The sequence below is a fragment of the Planobispora longispora genome, assembly GCF_016863135.1.
Lineage (GTDB): Bacteria > Actinomycetota > Actinomycetes > Streptosporangiales > Streptosporangiaceae > Planobispora > Planobispora longispora.
Genome location: NZ_BOOH01000029.1, coordinates 23,116 through 37,636 on the forward strand (window position 1 = coordinate 23,116; position 14,521 = coordinate 37,636).

General features: G+C 72.7%; 13 protein-coding genes. 7 read left to right on the plus strand and 6 right to left on the minus strand.

Going from position 1 to position 14,521, the window contains the following annotated elements; genetic code table 11:
* Position 1: 1 nt before the first annotated feature.
* From mshB to Plo01_RS18865, 4 genes are read left to right on the plus strand one after another with little or no spacing between them, the layout of a single operon-like run.
* The gene (mshB, locus tag Plo01_RS18850; RefSeq protein ID WP_203891942.1) at positions 2 to 907 is read left to right on the plus strand and encodes an N-acetyl-1-D-myo-inositol-2-amino-2-deoxy-alpha-D-glucopyranoside deacetylase; all 906 of its coding nucleotides are present in this window, start codon (positions 2 to 4) and stop codon (positions 905 to 907) included.
* A gap of 11 nt (positions 908 to 918) precedes the next feature.
* Positions 919 to 1,395, plus strand: a complete 477-nt coding sequence (locus Plo01_RS18855; RefSeq protein WP_203891943.1) for a DUF6113 family protein — start codon at positions 919 to 921, stop codon at positions 1,393 to 1,395.
* An 18-nt stretch (positions 1,396 to 1,413) separates the two neighbouring features.
* Positions 1,414 to 1,911: a flavin reductase family protein gene (locus Plo01_RS18860; protein ID WP_239316623.1), complete on the plus strand. Its 498-nt coding sequence runs from the start codon at positions 1,414 to 1,416 to the stop codon at positions 1,909 to 1,911.
* Between the two features lie 15 nt (positions 1,912 to 1,926).
* A complete protein-coding gene (locus Plo01_RS18865; protein WP_203891945.1) occupies positions 1,927 to 2,367 on the plus strand; it encodes a hypothetical protein in 441 nt (146 codons plus the stop codon).
* 88 nt (positions 2,368 to 2,455) lie between these two features.
* Here the strand turns inward: Plo01_RS18865 and Plo01_RS18870 are convergent, their stop codons facing one another.
* A complete protein-coding gene (locus Plo01_RS18870; protein ID WP_203891946.1) occupies positions 2,456 to 5,008 on the minus strand; it encodes a penicillin acylase family protein in 2,553 nt (850 codons plus the stop codon).
* A 110-nt stretch (positions 5,009 to 5,118) separates the two neighbouring features.
* Between Plo01_RS18870 and rraA the strand changes: the two genes are divergently transcribed.
* Positions 5,119 to 5,595, plus strand: a complete 477-nt coding sequence (gene rraA / locus Plo01_RS18875) for a ribonuclease E activity regulator RraA (RefSeq protein WP_203891947.1) — start codon at positions 5,119 to 5,121, stop codon at positions 5,593 to 5,595.
* Positions 5,596 to 5,640: 45 nt separating this feature from the next.
* Here rraA and Plo01_RS18880 read toward each other — a convergent pair whose 3' ends face one another.
* The 3 genes from Plo01_RS18880 to Plo01_RS18890 all read right to left on the minus strand — a co-directional run bounded on the left by Plo01_RS18880 (position 5,641) and on the right by Plo01_RS18890 (position 8,464).
* Positions 5,641 to 7,041: an ATP-binding protein gene (locus tag Plo01_RS18880; protein WP_203891948.1), complete on the minus strand. Its 1,401-nt coding sequence runs from the start codon at positions 7,039 to 7,041 to the stop codon at positions 5,641 to 5,643.
* An 85-nt stretch (positions 7,042 to 7,126) separates the two neighbouring features.
* On the minus strand, positions 7,127 to 7,606 hold the full coding sequence (locus Plo01_RS18885) for a GNAT family N-acetyltransferase (protein ID WP_203891949.1): 480 nt from the start codon (positions 7,604 to 7,606) through the stop codon (positions 7,127 to 7,129).
* Positions 7,607 to 7,636: 30 nt separating this feature from the next.
* Positions 7,637 to 8,464, minus strand: a complete 828-nt coding sequence (locus Plo01_RS18890; protein WP_203891950.1) for a hypothetical protein — start codon at positions 8,462 to 8,464, stop codon at positions 7,637 to 7,639.
* A 155-nt stretch (positions 8,465 to 8,619) separates the two neighbouring features.
* On the opposite strand from Plo01_RS18890, the gene Plo01_RS18895 reads away from it, so the two are divergent.
* Positions 8,620 to 9,252: a maleylpyruvate isomerase family mycothiol-dependent enzyme gene (locus tag Plo01_RS18895; protein WP_203891951.1), complete on the plus strand. Its 633-nt coding sequence runs from the start codon at positions 8,620 to 8,622 to the stop codon at positions 9,250 to 9,252.
* A 255-nt stretch (positions 9,253 to 9,507) separates the two neighbouring features.
* Positions 9,508 to 10,350, plus strand: coding sequence for a cytochrome P450 family protein (locus Plo01_RS18900; protein ID WP_203891952.1), 843 nt, complete (start codon positions 9,508 to 9,510; stop codon positions 10,348 to 10,350).
* 82 nt (positions 10,351 to 10,432) lie between these two features.
* Here Plo01_RS18900 and Plo01_RS18905 read toward each other — a convergent pair whose 3' ends face one another.
* Entirely contained in the window at positions 10,433 to 12,280 is a 1,848-nt protein-coding gene (locus tag Plo01_RS18905) for a sigma factor-like helix-turn-helix DNA-binding protein (RefSeq protein WP_203891953.1), read from the minus strand.
* 49 nt (positions 12,281 to 12,329) lie between these two features.
* Positions 12,330 to 14,519 carry a UvrD-helicase domain-containing protein gene (locus tag Plo01_RS18910; protein WP_203891954.1) on the minus strand — a complete coding sequence of 730 codons (2,190 nt, stop codon included), beginning with the start codon at positions 14,517 to 14,519 and terminating at the stop codon, positions 12,330 to 12,332.
* Between the last annotated feature and the right edge of the window lie 2 nt (positions 14,520 to 14,521).

A 14,521-nucleotide genomic window follows, 5' to 3' on the forward strand; every position in this document is an offset into this window, starting at 1 on the left:
CATGAATGATCGGCGTCTGTTGCTCGTGCACGCCCACCCCGACGACGAGACGATCGGCACCGGGGCGACCATGGCCAAGTACGCGGGGGAGGGCGCCCACGTCACCCTCGTCACCTGCACGCTCGGCGAGGAGGGAGAGGTCATCCCGGCGGAGCTGGCCCATCTGACCGCCGACCGCGACGACACCCTCGGCCGGCACCGCATCGGCGAGCTGGAGGCGGCCTGCGCGGCGCTCGGCGTCGCCGACCACCGCTTCCTGGGCGGACCGGGCCGCTGGCGCGACTCCGGCATGATGGGCGCCGCCTCCAACCACCGGCCGGACGCCTTCTGGCAGGCCGACCCCGACGAGGCGGCGGGGGAACTGGTCAAGGTGATCCGCGAGGTCCGGCCCCAGGTCCTGGTCACCTACGACGAGAACGGCTTCTACGGCCACCCCGACCACATCCAGGCCCACCGCGTCTCCTGGCGGGCCTTCGAGCTGGCCGCCGACCCGGCGTTCGGCGAGGGCGAGCCGTGGCGGGTCGCCAAGTTCTACTTCACCGCGATGACGAGGTCGTCGATGCGCCGGGCCAACGAGGCGATGCTGGAGGCGAGGATCGAGTTCCTGGTCGAGGACGTCGACGACCTGCCGTTCGGCTGCGCGGACGAGGACGTCACCACCGAGATCGACGCCCGCGAGCACGTCGGCGCCAAACTGGCGGCGATGCGCGCGCACGCCACCCAGATCAGCGTGGCCGAGCCCTGGTTCGCCCTGTCCAACAACGTCGGCCAGCAGGCGCTCGGGGTCGAGCACTTCATCCTGCGCGCGGGCGTGCCCGGCTCCGCCGGGAAGGGGGCCCCGGAGGAGGCGGGCGGCATCGGCGAGCCGTACGACCGCGAAGACGACCTGTTCGCGGGGATCGGCTAGCCTCGGTGGATGTGACAGAGCAGGTCCCGGGGCCGATTCCCGGGCACATCCACGAGCAGGGGCACGGGACGGGCCGGGGACCGATGGTCCTGACCGTGCTGATGTACGTCGTGCTCACGCTGCTCGGCGTCATGGCGGGCCTCCTCGGCGGCTTCCACCACTCGTGGTACATCCGGCCCGTCCCGGCCTCGGCCCTGGCCTGGATCGCCCTGCTCTTCGCGGTCTGCCACGGCGCCGGACGGGTGATGGAGGGCAAGGGCGCGGCCCTGGCGCCCGCGACGGGCTGGCTCCTGGCGACCATGCTCTGGCTGGCCGAGCGCCCCGAGGGCGATGTGATCATCGCCAACGACGTCTCCGGCTACGTCTACCTCTACGGGAGCGTGATCGCGATCATGGCGGGCGTCCTGCTCGTCCCCTCCCGGGGCGGGTCGTGGCTTCTCACCGAGCGGTCGTACGGCCGTGGCCGGGTGAAGCCGGATCCGACCTGATTGCATAAGGTGGCCTCCGTGCAGACAGGGGACCGGGCCGATCGCGACGCCTACCGCAGGGCCGTGGGGCGTTTCGCGACCGGCATCACGATCGTCACCACCCGGCTCGACGAGATCGACTACGCGATGACCGTCAACTCCTTCGCCTCGGTCTCCCTCGACCCCCTGCTCGCGCTGATCTGCGTGGAGAAGGTCGCCCGCTTCCACGGCGCCGTGCTCTCGGCCGGGGTGTGGGGCGTGTCGGTCCTCGAGGAGAGCGCCGAGGACGCCTCCCGCTTCTTCGCCCACCGGGGCCGCCCGCTCGAGGGTCAGCTCGAGGGCCACCCGCACCACCACGGCCGGCTCGGCGTCGCGCTGTTCGACGACGCCCTGGCCACCGTCGAGTGCCGGACCGTCGCCGTCCACGACGGCGGCGACCACTCGATCGTGGTCGGCGAGGTGGTCGCGGTGGCGACCCCGGCCGACGGCTCGCCCCTGCTCTACCACGAAGGTCGCTACCGCCGCCTGTCGGGATGACACACAATCGTCGGTATGCGGCGATGGCACCGGGTACGGCGGACGATCAACTACGTGAACCTGTCCACGCCCCTCGGGCTGCTGGTGGCCCGCCTCGGCCGCGCGCGGGTGACGGCGGGACCCGACGGGCTGGTGCTGGCCTACGGCTACCGCATCCCGTTCCCGATCGCGGGGGCCTTCACCATCGGCAACGTGGTCCTGACCCGGCACGGTGAGGCGGAGGGCTACCTGTCCGGCGCCCTGCTCCGCCACGAGGACCGGCACGCCTCGCAGTACGCCGCCTGCGCGGGCCTGCCGATGCTCCCGCTCTACGTCGTCGCGGTGATCGTCTCGATGCTGGTCTGCGGGAACCAGGCGTCGTGGAACCTGTTCGAGCGGCTGGCGAACCTGGAGGACGGGAACTACCCGCGCGTCTCGCCGTGGTGGGCCAGGGCGAGGCGGCCCGGCCGGGAGTGAACCCCGGCCGGAGCATTCATGACCGGGGTTCACTCCCCGGCCGGGACGCTCACGGCCGGGGAGTCACCGCCTCAACCGGTCCCGGTCCTCACGGGACGAGCGTCAGCGTGTTCGCCGCCGCCTCGCGCACCGACTCCTCGCGGGCGTGCATCGGGGTGGTCTTCCCGCTCGCCCACAGCGGCGCCTGGTCGGCGTAGTTGCCGTGGAAGGCGTGCCCGGAGGCGCCGGTCAGGTTGATCCACCGGGACCTGTCGGGATCGGCCAGGTCGACGACCATCCGCATGGACGGCAGCCAGCCCACCGCGTAGTCCTCCTGCACGTCCCACCCGGCGGCGTTGACCGCGTCGTCGTTGCCGCTCACCGGGAACGGATCCCGGTTGAACAGCCACTCGATCGGGGCGATGCCCGACGAGCCCAGCGACTGGTGGGTCAGCTTCAGGGCGTGCAGGTCGCCCCAGCGCCACGCCCGGACGTCCGGGCCGAGGCGCCCGCTCAGTTCGTCGTAGGCCAGGCCCAGGGCCCGGCGCAGCATGTCGTCCCTGCTCTCCCGGGCACCCGTGGCGACGTCGTCCCAGAAGGGGTCCCCGGGCCGCTCCAGCATCGTGCGGACCACCTCGAACCACCGGTCGCCGCCGCCCGGCCGGGCGCCCTCGGGCAGGTCGTCGTTGAAGGTCTCGATCAGCAGGTGGCGCCAGACGGCGTTGAAGTACATCGCCGGGGCGGAGTCCGCCTCCTGGGAGCCGTCCCACTCGCGCAGCAGCTCGCGGGCGCCCTCGGCGGGCCCGGCCAGGTCCAGGTCCATCAGCCTGGGCACCAGGAACCGGGCGAAGCCGTTGTGGCTGTCCTGCTGCAGGGCGCTCATCGCGGCGGCGTCCACCTCGCCCTTCTTCAGCGCGGCGTCCAGGCGGTCCAGGATGCGCTGGGAGCGGTAGCCGTACGCCCAGTCCCCGGTGAGCAGGTGCGGGTAGGAGGCGGGGTCGGCGACCGCGTTGTTGGCGGTCACGACGTAGCCCTCCGGCGGGTTGTAGAGGCTGGGCAGCTCGTCGAAGGGGACCGTGCCCCGCCAGTCGTGCTCGCCGGTCCATCCGGGCACCGGCCAGGCGCCGTCGCCCCGGGTCCGGACGGGGATCCGGCCGGGCGCCTGGTAGCCGATGTTGCCCTCGACGTCGGCGTAGACGATGTTCTGCGCGGGCACGTCGAACTTGGCGGCCGCGGCCCGGAACTCCTCCCAGTTCCGCGCCGTGTTGAGCATGAAGATCGCATCCGCGGTCCGGCCGGGCTCCAGCGCGGTCCACCTGAGCGCGACCGCGTTGGCCGCGCCGGCCTCCCCGCCCGCGGCCACGGCCGCGCCGGGCAGCGTCTCGCGCACGTTCGTCATGGCGTCGGAGATGATCGGCCCGTGCGCGGTCTCCCGGACCCGCAGGCGGACCGGCTCGCTCCCGGCCACCTGGATGGTCTCGGTCCGCACGGTGAGCGGCTTCCACTCGCCCGTCAGCAGGTAGGAGTCGTCCTTGACCTGCTCCAGGTACAGGTCGGCGACGTCGGGGCCGAGGTTGGTGAAGCCCCAGGCGATCGTCCCGTTGTGCCCGATGATCACGCCGGGCACCCCGGAGAAGGTGAACCCCGTGACGTCGAAGGGGCAGGCGGCGCTCTTCGTGCGGCAGTGCAGCCCCGCCTGATACCAGACCGAGGGCAGGGCGGCCGACAGGTGCGGGTCGTTGGCCAGCAGCGGCTTGCCGGAGGCCGTGTGCCGGCCGCTCACCACCCAGGAGTTGGAGCCGATGCCGTTGCCGCCCGCGGGGTCGCCCATCAGGCTCGGCACCGCCCGCAGGGCCCGCGAGGCACGGGTCAGCACGTCGGCGTTGAGGCGCGTGACGCTCTCCCGGGCCGGGCCGTCCTCCTCGCGCGGGTCCGCGTCCTGGTCGAACTTCCCGCCGGAGACCGCGCCCCGGGTCACGATCGGCTGATTGGCGTCGAACGGGTAGGCGGGCCAGAGCTGCTCCACCCGCTCGCGGGGCAGCTTCGCCGCCGCGAGCGCCCGGCTGATCTCATCGGACATGTTGGAGCGCAGGTCCCAGGCCATGGCCTTGAGCCAGGCCAGGGAGTCGGCCGGGGTCCAGGGTTCGGGCCGGTAGTCGGAGTTGGTCAGCTTCAGGACCGCGTACTCCAGGCTCCTGTCCGACGCCCCCTGGTTGTCCTCCATCCAGGCGTTCACGCCCGCGGCGTAGGCGTCGAGGGCGTGCCGGGTCTCCTCGGCCAGCAGCGGCAGCTCCTGCTCGGCCACCTTCCGCCAGCCCATGGTCCGGATGACCTTGTCCTCGGTGAGCGTCGAGGAGCCGAACATCTCCGAGAGCCGCCCGGCGGTCACGTGCCGCCGGAAATCCATCTCGAAGAACCGGTCCTGGGCGTGGACGTATCCCTGGGCGAGGAAGAGATCCTCCGAAGAGTCTGCATAAATGTGGGGAATGCCGTTTTTATCGCGATATACGGTTACTTTTCCGGCTAGGCCATCGACCTTGAGCTCGCCCGAGAGCTGGGGGAAGGATGCCCGTACGTTCCACACGACCACCCCGCCGAGAGCCAGCCCGAGCACCACGACGACGGTGAGCGCTCGCGCGAGCCACTTCAGCGATCGGGGCATCCAGGCATACGGCCGGAACCTCACAAAGACCTCCTAGGTGACATGTCCCAGCAAGTCTGTCAGCCCCCCGGAGTGGGGGCGCCATTCTCGCATCCGCCACAATGCGGCGCATGGAGTTCACCACCGCCGACCTCATCGACGCCCACGGCGACACCCTGGCGAGCTGCGTGACGCAGTTCCGCTCGTACGGCCTGCGCCCCCGCTTCGCCGGGCCCGTCGCCACCATCCGCTGCCTGGAGGACAACGCCCTGGTCAAGAAGGTGCTGGCGACCCCGGGAGAGGGCCGGGTCCTGGTCGTGGACGGCGCGGGCTCGCTGCGCACCGCCCTGATGGGCGACATGATCGCGGCCTCCGCCGTCGCCTCGGGCTGGTCCGGCGTCGTGATCAACGGCGCGGTCCGCGACACGGTCGCCTTCGCCGCCCTCGACCTGGGGATCAAGGCCCTCGGCTCCAACCCCCGCAAGAGCGCCAAGGACGGCGCCGGCGAGGTCGACGTCCCCGTCACCTTCGGCGAGGTCACCTTCGCCCCGGGCGCCTGGCTCTACAGCGACGAGGACGGCATCGTCGTCAGCCCGCACGCCCTCTGAGCACGCCCGGGCCCGCCGGGCCGCGCCGTCCGGTGCGCCCTCCGGTCAGATGAGATCCGGGGCGAAGACGTCGGCGGCGGTGAGGGTGAGGATCCCCGGGGTCGCGTTGACGATCGAGTCGCGGGCGCAGACGGCGTAGGCGAGGTCGTCCGGGACGGCGGGCAGTTCGGCCGCCGCGGAGGCGAGCATGCGGCAGAACCGCGCCGCGTCCACCTTGCGGGCCCACGTGCACTCGCCCACCATGACCGGCGTCTCCGCGCCGTCGCGCCGTCCGACGACCACCGCGTCGATCTGGCCCTGGCCGTCGGCGCGCCACCACGGGCCCACCGCGACGACGGAGGGGGCCAGACGCCCGGCCGCCGCCAGGCGCCTGAGGTGCTCCCGGAAGGCGTCCTCGTACACCGCGCCCATGCGGTCGTCCAGCGCGGAGACGATCTCGCCGACGACGGAGTAGCCGAGACCGCGTTCGATCTCGGCGCGGTGGCGTTCGAGGACGTCCAAGTAGAAGGAGAGGAAATTGTCGGCGATGCGGTAGATCCTCTTACGGCTGCGCCTGGGGTCCTCGGTGACCGGCACCTGGCGTTCCACCAGCCGCGTCTGGACGAGCCGGTCCAGGGTGCGGCTCGGCTCCGCGTTGACCGCGTCGGTGATCTCCTGGTGCTTGGTCCTGCCGGAGGCGATCGCGAAGAGCACCCCGGCGGGCAGGCTCCCGGGGTCGGCCTCGCAGGCGACGATCCGGTCGCCCTCGGCGAGCAGCGGGGAGCCCGGGCGGCAGGCGAGCCGCCGGAGGTTCTCGATCACCGACGTGTCCTGGTCCCACCAGTCGAGATACTGCGGCGTCCCGCCGACCACCCCGTAGGCCAGCGCGCGTTCGGCGGGCCGGAGATCGGGCAGCATCGCCGCGACCTCGTGCGGGCGGAAAGGCCGCAGCGGCAGGGCGAGGCCGATCCGTCCGTGGAGCGGCTGCCGGTCGCCCTGGACGGCCTCCATCGTCCGCACCGACGACCCGCAGATCAGGATGCGCAGCAGGGTCTTCCCGCGGGACCGGTCGAGGAACGCCCGCAGGGTCCCCGGCAGCGCGGGCGAAAGGGCGATCAACTCGGGGAACTCGTCGAGGACCAGCAGGAGCGGCTCGTCGCGGGCCGCTCCGGCGAGCCCGTCCAGGAGATCCTCCCAGCGTTCGTACGGCCGCGCGCGCAGGTCGCGGCCGGGGATCGTGACCGTGGCCGCCACCCGGTTGGAGAGCTCCGCCAGCTCGTCGGCGACCGGGCGGCGCGTCGCCGTGTGGAAGACGGTGCGCCGTCCCACGGCGAAGTGCTCGACGAGGGTGGTCTTGCCGACGCGGCGGCGGCCCCAGATGAGCGCGGGGTCGGGGAAAGGGCTCTCCCACCAGTGTTCCAGCGCCTCCAGCTCCGCCGCGCGACCGACGAAACGCCGTGAGGTCATGGAACGAGCTGACATGAGAGGTAACTTACGTCAGGCGTGAGTTGCACCAGGTGCAGGTGATGGCGAACGTAAGTTACGTGTCGCGTCAGGTGAGGACCGTCTCCCGCACCACCGCGTGCATGACGAAGCCGTTGCGCTCGAAGAAGCGGGACGCCCCCTCGTTGCCCGCGTAGGCGGTCACCCCGGCGTACTGCGCGCCGTGGCCGCGGGCCCACGCCCTGAACTCCTCCACCAGCCGGGCGCCGATTTTCTGGCCGCGGTAGGGGGGCCGCACGTAGATGCTGCCGAGGGTGGCGACCACGACCGGGCGCATCGGGGTGGGGCCGGACACCGAGCCGGTCAGGTGGCCGATGATCCGCTCGCCGTCGTCGGCCACCAGCACCAGGCGACCGGGGTCGTCCACGGCCTCGGCGAACTTCGCCGCGCCGTACTCCCGGGGCCAGTTCACGTTCAGCGCCGGGTCGCGGGCGCCCGCGTCCTCGGCGAACAGCGCCGCACTGCAGGCGACCACGCCGTCGAGATCACGCGCCTGCGCCCGCCGTACGACAACACCGTTCTCACTCATGATCGCGACGCTATCGGCCGGCACCGACATTTAACCGGCCGGGGGACGGGAACGGCCGATCTCCGAGGGGAGGTCCAGGGCGAGGACCTGGTCGAGGTGGAGGAACGCCTCGAAGCGGGATCCGGGGGCGAGCGACTCGTCCCGCTCCAGCTCGTCCATCAGGCGCAGGGCGGCCGGGCTGCCGAGGTCGTCGTCGAGGGCGTCCTCGATCGCGGCGACCCGGTCGGCGGGCATCGGGGCGCTCGGCGCCTCCGACCACGTCGCGACCCGGAAACGCCAGAGCCGCAGGGTCCCGTCCGCACCGCGCAGGGCGTCCCAGGTGAGCTCCGCGTCCTCGCGGTAGTGGTGTCCCAGCAGCGCCAGCCGTACGGCCAGCGGATCGAGACCCGCCTCCGTCACGTCCCGGAGCCGCACGGCGCCCTCCCCGCCCTGCCCCGCGAGGAGCTCCCGGCCCTCGAAGAGCAGCCTCCCGCTCCCGGTCCACCGGGCGATCCCCGGGAGGCCCGCGTCGAAGACGATCAGCCCGGGAGGCGTCCCCAGCTCGATCACCCCGGGGGCGAACCCGGAGACCAGCGTCGCCGCCTCATCCACCGGCAGCGAGCGGTCCGGAGGCCGGACGTTCAGCGCCGGCAGGTCGTCCGCGAACGCCTCCCCGTCGGTCGCGTGGCAGGCCAGCACCCGCACCCGGCGGCGTCCGGCGAGCCGCCCGATCAGGTCGGCCAGCAGGAACGACCGGAGGTCCCCCAGATGAGGCCGGTGCCCGGCGGACGGGCCGAAGGCGTACAGCCGCAGGGAACGGGCGCCCGCGGGCACGACCGGCTCGACCCGCCGCCGCGCCGCGTCATAGAGCCGCAACATGCCCCGAGCCTAATCGGGCTTGATCGGGCGCAGGAGCCACGGCGCCGACAAGGCGGTCACGGAAAATTCCCGGGCGGTGTCCATCCGGCCGGATCCCGTCCGTGGTGATGCCGTACGGCGTCACGCCCGTGCGGCACACGACATGGAGGACCGGCATGGACAAGAACACGATCATGGACTGGCTGACCGCCGAGCGCCTGAGCCTCGCCGACTTCCTCGACGAGCTCGAACCGCACGAGTGGGAGGCGGACTCGCTGTGCCCCGGCTGGACGGTCCACGACGTGGCCGCCCACCTGACGCTGTCCACCCGGACCACCCTGCTGGGTACGATCACGGGCATGATCAGGGCTCGGGGCGACTGGGACCGGATGACCGCCGCCGAAGCACGGCGGCGAGCCGCCCGGTACCGGCCCGCGGAGCTCATCGAGCAGGTGCGGGCGACGGCGGGCTCGGCCCACCGCGCGCCCGGCGCCGGTCCGCTGGACCCGCTGGTCGACGCGCTGGTGCACGGGCAGGACATCGCGCGCCCGCTGGGCCGGGTCCGCGAGATGCCCGCACGGCAGGCCGCCGCCGCCCTCGACCACGTCCGCGACAGCCTCTTCTACGGCGCCCGGCGCCGCTTCAAGGGCATGCGGCTGATCGCGACCGACCTGGACTGGTCCGCCGGCGGAGGACCGGACGAGATCCGCGGCCCGGTGGGCGACCTGCTCCTGCTGGCGACCGGCCGCGCCGCCGGGCTCGCCGGGCTGTCCGGACGAGGCGCGGAAAGGATCGCGGCCACCCTGTGAACGATCGGCCCAAGCGCGTCGCCGCCGGCCGGGACGGAGCGGTGGAGGGCTACGGCTGTGGGACATGGTCGTGCTGTGCGGGCGGGTCGTCCAGCCGGCTGTCGGGGCTGGGCTCCGGGGGTTCGACTCCCGCGACGCCCTGTTGACGTCTCATACCGGCGTATCGATCCTTGACTTGTTGATCCTCTGCCATGACCCGGCGATCCGGCTGAAGCACCGGATCGTCCTTTCGGGTCAGAAAGGACCAGCACAGTCATGAAGGAGCCGATTGCCGACGCGTGCCCGTTCCGCCACCCGCTCGACCAGGGACCCGACGGGATCAACCGGCCCGGCCTGTATCTCAACGAGCGTTATCACGAGATCCGGGACAGCGGCACGGGCGTGGTCGAGGTGATGCGGATCGCCGGCGGCACCGCCAAGCTCGTCACCCGCTATGACGACGTCGTCATGGTGCTGCGCGACCCGGCCTTCTCGCGCGAGCGGGCCTTGCCCTTCGACGATGTGGCCGGTCTGGACGGCACCCTGCTCGGTCTGGACGGTCCCGGGCACAGTCGCGTGCGCAGACTGGTCAGTGATCATTTCACCCCCCGGGCGATCGGAGCCCTCCGCGATCGGATCGAGCGGTGCACCGCCGCGCGGCTGCAGGCGATGCTGTCGAGCGGCTCGTCTGCCGACCTGGTGGCCGACTTCGCCCTGCCCGTCGCCCTGGAAACGATCACGGACCTGCTGGGCCTGCCCGAGGCCGATCGCACCGACTTCTATCACTGGAGCCGGGCCTTCCTCAGCCACAGCACGCTCTCACCGCAGGAAGCCGAGGCCTCGCTGTTCGCCATGTACGACCACCTGAGCCGGCTGCTGCGGCACCGGCGCGAGACGCCCGTCGGCGATCTGCTGTCGCAGATCGCCGCCGATGGCGCCGGCCTCCCCGAACACCAGCAGGTCATGCTGCCGATCGCTCTGCTGCTGGGTGGCTGGGAGACGGTGGCCTCCAACATCGCCACCTTCACCCAGGTGCTGCTGAGCCACCCCTACGGCACCTATGACAGCGCCTGGCCGTACCGGCCGAGACCATCCCCCGCAAGATCGGTCGCGCCGTAGGCGGCCCCACCCGGCTGCCGGTCACCTGGGGCTGACCCCCTCCGATCGCCCGGGTGCGCGCCGTACCGGCGCAGCCGTACGGTCAGGCGGTGCCTTCCAGGTAGGCGAGGATGTCGCGGTCGCCGCGCTCGCGCAGGCGGGCCAGGACCTCCTCGCGGGTGGCGCCCTCGGGCAGGCCGATGCGGGTGCCGATCAGGCGCATGGCCTCCGCCTCGGAGGCCACCGGGGCGGTGTAGCCGATCAGGTGCAGGGCCCGGTTCATGCCGGGGATCCCGGACATCGCGGCGGGCAGGTACCGGGTGAGCAGCTCGCCGCCGTCGGAGACCGTCAGGAAGACGTGGTCGCCCTCAGTGGCGTTGGAGGAGGCCAGGACCGGCCGGATGGAGCCCATGGTCGGCTGGTTGTGCCAGCTGATCACCACGTCGCCCGCGGGGGTGGAGGCGGTGAGCTGGCCGCCCGGGGCCATGCCGAGGTAGGCGGCGAAGCCGGTGGGCAGCGGGGAGCCGGAGCCGCGCAGGTGCTCGGCGTTGATGTCCACCCGGTGCCACCAGCGGCCGTCGCGGCTGCGGAAGCAGCGGCGGGTCGCCGAGACGTCCCGGCGCGGCTGGTAGTCGGCCGGCTCGGTCCCGGCCACCCGGATCCACCCGCGCTGGGTGCGCTCGAAGCCGGGCCCGCCCGCGTAGGCGCGCACCGAGCTCTCGCTCACGTCGTAGCGGCCGGTCAGGTTGGACACGATCGTGTTGACCGACGCCTCGCCGCCGGCCCGCTCGATCTCGCGGACGATCATCTCGCGGATGCCGAGGTACTGCTCGCCGCCCCAGCGGGTCAGGCCGTACTTGTTGCGGTCCAGGCGCAGGAACCGGTCGTCGGCGGTGAGCTGGTTGCGGATCCCCACCAGGCTGTAGTCCTCGCCGATGCGCTCCTGGATCTCCTCGGGGGTCAGCGCGTTCCCGGCCACCGCGAGCACGGCCTCCGCCTTGTCGTTGACGCTGCGCGGCCACGGCACCACGTGGTCCTCCAGCACCCGCAGCTGCGGTACGGAGATCAGCCAGCGTTCGGCCACGTCCTCGCGGATGCCCAGCTGGCTGACCAGCGTGACGGCCTCGGCCAGGGGGCGCGGCCCGTCGGCGAACAGCTGCCGCGTCTTCTCCCGGAGCTCGTCGGCGCCGCCCGCGACCAGCCACCCGTCCACCTGCTCGTACCCGGTCAGCAGGGTGCGCACGAACCGCCAGGACGGGATGCCCAGCGTGGCCAGGTCGGTGCGGTGCCAGGGCACCGCGGCGGCCAGGTCGTCGGCGGGCACGGCGGAGCCGAGCCGGCCCCGCAGCCACGAGACGTGCGCCACCAGCGGGGCCGCCTCCGGGGTCGACAGCCAGGTCTCGACGTGGTCGCGCAGGTCGCGCTCGATCTGCCGGATGCGCTCGCGCGTCACCGAGAACCGCTGGGCCAGGTCGTCCAGCGTCACCCGCTGGGAGGCGTAGAGCCGGTCTCTGGCGATGGCGCGCTGCCGGTCGTCCAGCGCGGAGAAGACCCCGTCGATCAGATCGGGCAGCGGCCGGTCCGGGCGGGCGGTGCGGCCCGGCGCGGCGCCGTCCTCGGGGACGGGGTCGAGCAGTCGCTGCAGCACGTCGGTGAAGAGCCGGTGCACCGCCTCGCGGCCGAGCGCCTCGGGCGTCTGCGCGCTCGCGGCCGGGTCGGCGAACCTGAGCAGGGGCAGGACGTCCCCGAGCGCCAGATGACCCCAGCAGGTCATGGCGAGGTCGGCGAGCCGCCCGGCGACCTCGGAGGTCCCGATGGTGGAGCAGGCCCGCTCCAGCGGGATTGCCTGCCACCACGCCTCAGGGAGACGGGCGTCGGTTGCGATCGGCGCTACCTGGCCGGGAGAGGTCCAGCGCAGGGGTGGCGCGATGTCGCTCAGGCTGAGGTTCATTGAGGTCCAACCGGCAAAGGGGAATGTATCCGCAGTTCAGACTATGTGGTCAGGTGGGGAGAAAAGGGCTGGCGCGACCGGAATAGGACACGTAGAGCAGTTCGTGGGCTCGCGTGCACGCAACGTAGAGCAGACCGCGCTCGCGCTGGAGGTCGTGCGCCCGGGCCGCGGGGTCTTCCCCGGCCGGGGTGAGGGACTCCGGAGCGGGCACGATCCCGTCGGTGACGCCGATCACGGCGACCCGCCGGAACTCCAGACCTTTCATACCGTGCAGCGTGGTCGCCCGCACCCCCGAATTCCGCAGGGCGGCCCTCGCTTCCCGGACGAGGTCCGCGGTCCTGGCGGCCACGCCGATCTCCCCCGGGCGGACGCCGTCCTCCAACCACTGCGAGATGTGCGTGACCAGACCGTTCAGCTCGTCCTCCGGTGAATCGTAGGCACGGACCATCGGGCGCGGGCCGTGCCGCGTGGCGCGGAAACCGTACAACTCCTGAACCCCGGCCACCAGCCCGTCGGCCGGTCCGCCCCCGCGCAGCCGTACCCCCCAGGAGAGGATCTCCTGCGGGAGCCGGTAGGACACCTGGAGCCGCCGCTGGCTCGCGTCGATGCCCACCGAGCCGAGCGCCACCCGGGTGTCGAAGATCCGCTGGTGCGGGTCGCCCACGATGAACAGGTCGTCCGGCGCGTACGGCGCCGCCGCGCGCAGCAGCCGCCACTGCGTGGGGTGCAGGTCCTGCGCCTCGTCCACCACGATGTGCCGGTACGGCTCCCGCCGCGGTTCGGTCTCCTCCAGCAGGTCCCCGGTGAACTGGCCGAGCAGGGTCGCCGCCTCGGCGGCCAGCTGGAGCAGGGTCCGCTTGCCCCGTTCGGCCAGGCGCCCGATGACGTGCCCCACGGACCGCCAGACGTCGGCGCGCTGATCGGCGGAGAGTTCGACGGCGCGGCCGGGACGGGGGGCGGCCAGGTACTCCTCCAGGGTCTGGAGGTTCTGCGCCAGGATCACCTGCTCCCACTCGCGGAGCAGGAAGGCCGGGCCGTGGCCGCTCTCCGCCTCCTGCCAGAGCGCGGTCAGCTCGGCGGCGCCGACGAGCACGGGCGGGCGCCCCTCGGCCTCGGAGACGATGCGGTGGGCGAGCCGGTCCACGTTGCCGACCTCGATCCGCTTGCGCACGACCTCGTCCTCGATCAGCAGGTCGAGCTTGGCGGAGAGGTCGGAGATCAGCCCCTGGGAGAAGGTGACGAGCAGGACCGGGCCCGCGCCGCCCCGGGCCAGGTGGGCCGCGCGGTGCAGAGCGATGAGGGTCTTGCCGGTGCCGGCCCCGCCGGTGACCAGGACCGGCCGGTCGTAGGGCCCCCCGCGGGCCAGGCGGTGCTGCGGCGGGTGCAGGAACACGCACCAGCCGGGCGAGTCCAGGACGTGGTTGAGCTCGCGCGCGCCGCCGACGAAGACGGCGCGGTCCGGGCTGCGCAGGAGCGCGGCGGCCAGGTCGTCGGGGTCCACCACGGGCTCGGCCGGTCCCGCGGACGGCATGGACGTGATAGACGCCGCGGACGCCGCGGACGTGACAGACGCCGCAGGCGTCGCGAGCCCCGCGGACAGGGCGGACCTGACGGGCTCCGATCCCGCGGGCGGGACGGAACCGACGGGCTCGGCCGCGCGGCAGAGATCCAGCTCCCGCCAGGCGCCGGCCACCGACTCCCCCCGGGCCAGCGCGGCCAGCGGCACGTACTGCGTCGGGGGCAGCAGCGGCTCCAGCGCCTCCAGGGTCAGCTCATCGGTGATCTGCCTCAGCAGGGGGAGGAAACGGTGATCGATGCCCAGCGCGGCCAGGTCGGTGTCGCAGAAATCGGCGAACAGGCGGGTCGTGCAGGTTCCCGCCGCCCTGCGGAGCGCCGGTTCCACGCGCCCCAGCGCCGCGGCGTCCCATACCTCGACCACTCCCAGCACGCTGTTGACCCCGAACCGGTAACGCTGGGCGTAGGACCAGGCGTCGGCGTCCGGAAGGACGGTCAGCAGCCAGTAGACGTCCCGCTGCCTGACCACGACGCCGCGGTACCGGTCGGCCAGGCGCAGCGTGGCGATCCGGTCGTCCCTGGCGCCCCTGACCCGCTCCGGATGCGGGGCGCCCGACACGTTCTGCAGGAACCGGCGCACCGAGGTCACCGCGTCCCGGCGCACCTGCGGAGCCAGGGCGCTGAGCTCGGCGGGGAACTCGGGGGAGAGGGCGAGTCGGGGCATCG

What these genes read in the sequence shown, in the direction of transcription:
- Plo01_RS18870 (WP_203891946.1), bottom strand. Translation starts at nt 5,008, where the DNA reads ATGCCCCGATCGCTGAAGTGGCTCGCGCGAGCGCTCACCGTCGTCGTG.
- rraA (WP_203891947.1), top strand. Translation starts at nt 5,119, where the DNA reads ATGGAGTTCACCACCGCCGACCTCATCGACGCCCACGGCGACACCCTG.
- Plo01_RS18900 (WP_203891952.1), top strand. Translation starts at nt 9,508, where the DNA reads ATGAAGGAGCCGATTGCCGACGCGTGCCCGTTCCGCCACCCGCTCGAC.
- Plo01_RS18905 (WP_203891953.1), bottom strand. Translation starts at nt 12,280, where the DNA reads ATGAACCTCAGCCTGAGCGACATCGCGCCACCCCTGCGCTGGACCTCT.
- Plo01_RS18885 (WP_203891949.1), bottom strand. Translation starts at nt 7,606, where the DNA reads ATGAGTGAGAACGGTGTTGTCGTACGGCGGGCGCAGGCGCGTGATCTC.
- Plo01_RS18880 (WP_203891948.1), bottom strand. Translation starts at nt 7,041, where the DNA reads ATGACCTCACGGCGTTTCGTCGGTCGCGCGGCGGAGCTGGAGGCGCTG.
- Plo01_RS18890 (WP_203891950.1), bottom strand. Translation starts at nt 8,464, where the DNA reads ATGTTGCGGCTCTATGACGCGGCGCGGCGGCGGGTCGAGCCGGTCGTG.
- Plo01_RS18895 (WP_203891951.1), top strand. Translation starts at nt 8,620, where the DNA reads ATGGACAAGAACACGATCATGGACTGGCTGACCGCCGAGCGCCTGAGC.
- Plo01_RS18910 (WP_203891954.1), bottom strand. Translation starts at nt 14,519, where the DNA reads ATGCCCCGACTCGCCCTCTCCCCCGAGTTCCCCGCCGAGCTCAGCGCC.
- Plo01_RS18865 (WP_203891945.1), top strand. Translation starts at nt 1,927, where the DNA reads ATGCGGCGATGGCACCGGGTACGGCGGACGATCAACTACGTGAACCTG.
- mshB (WP_203891942.1), top strand. Translation starts at nt 2, where the DNA reads ATGAATGATCGGCGTCTGTTGCTCGTGCACGCCCACCCCGACGACGAG.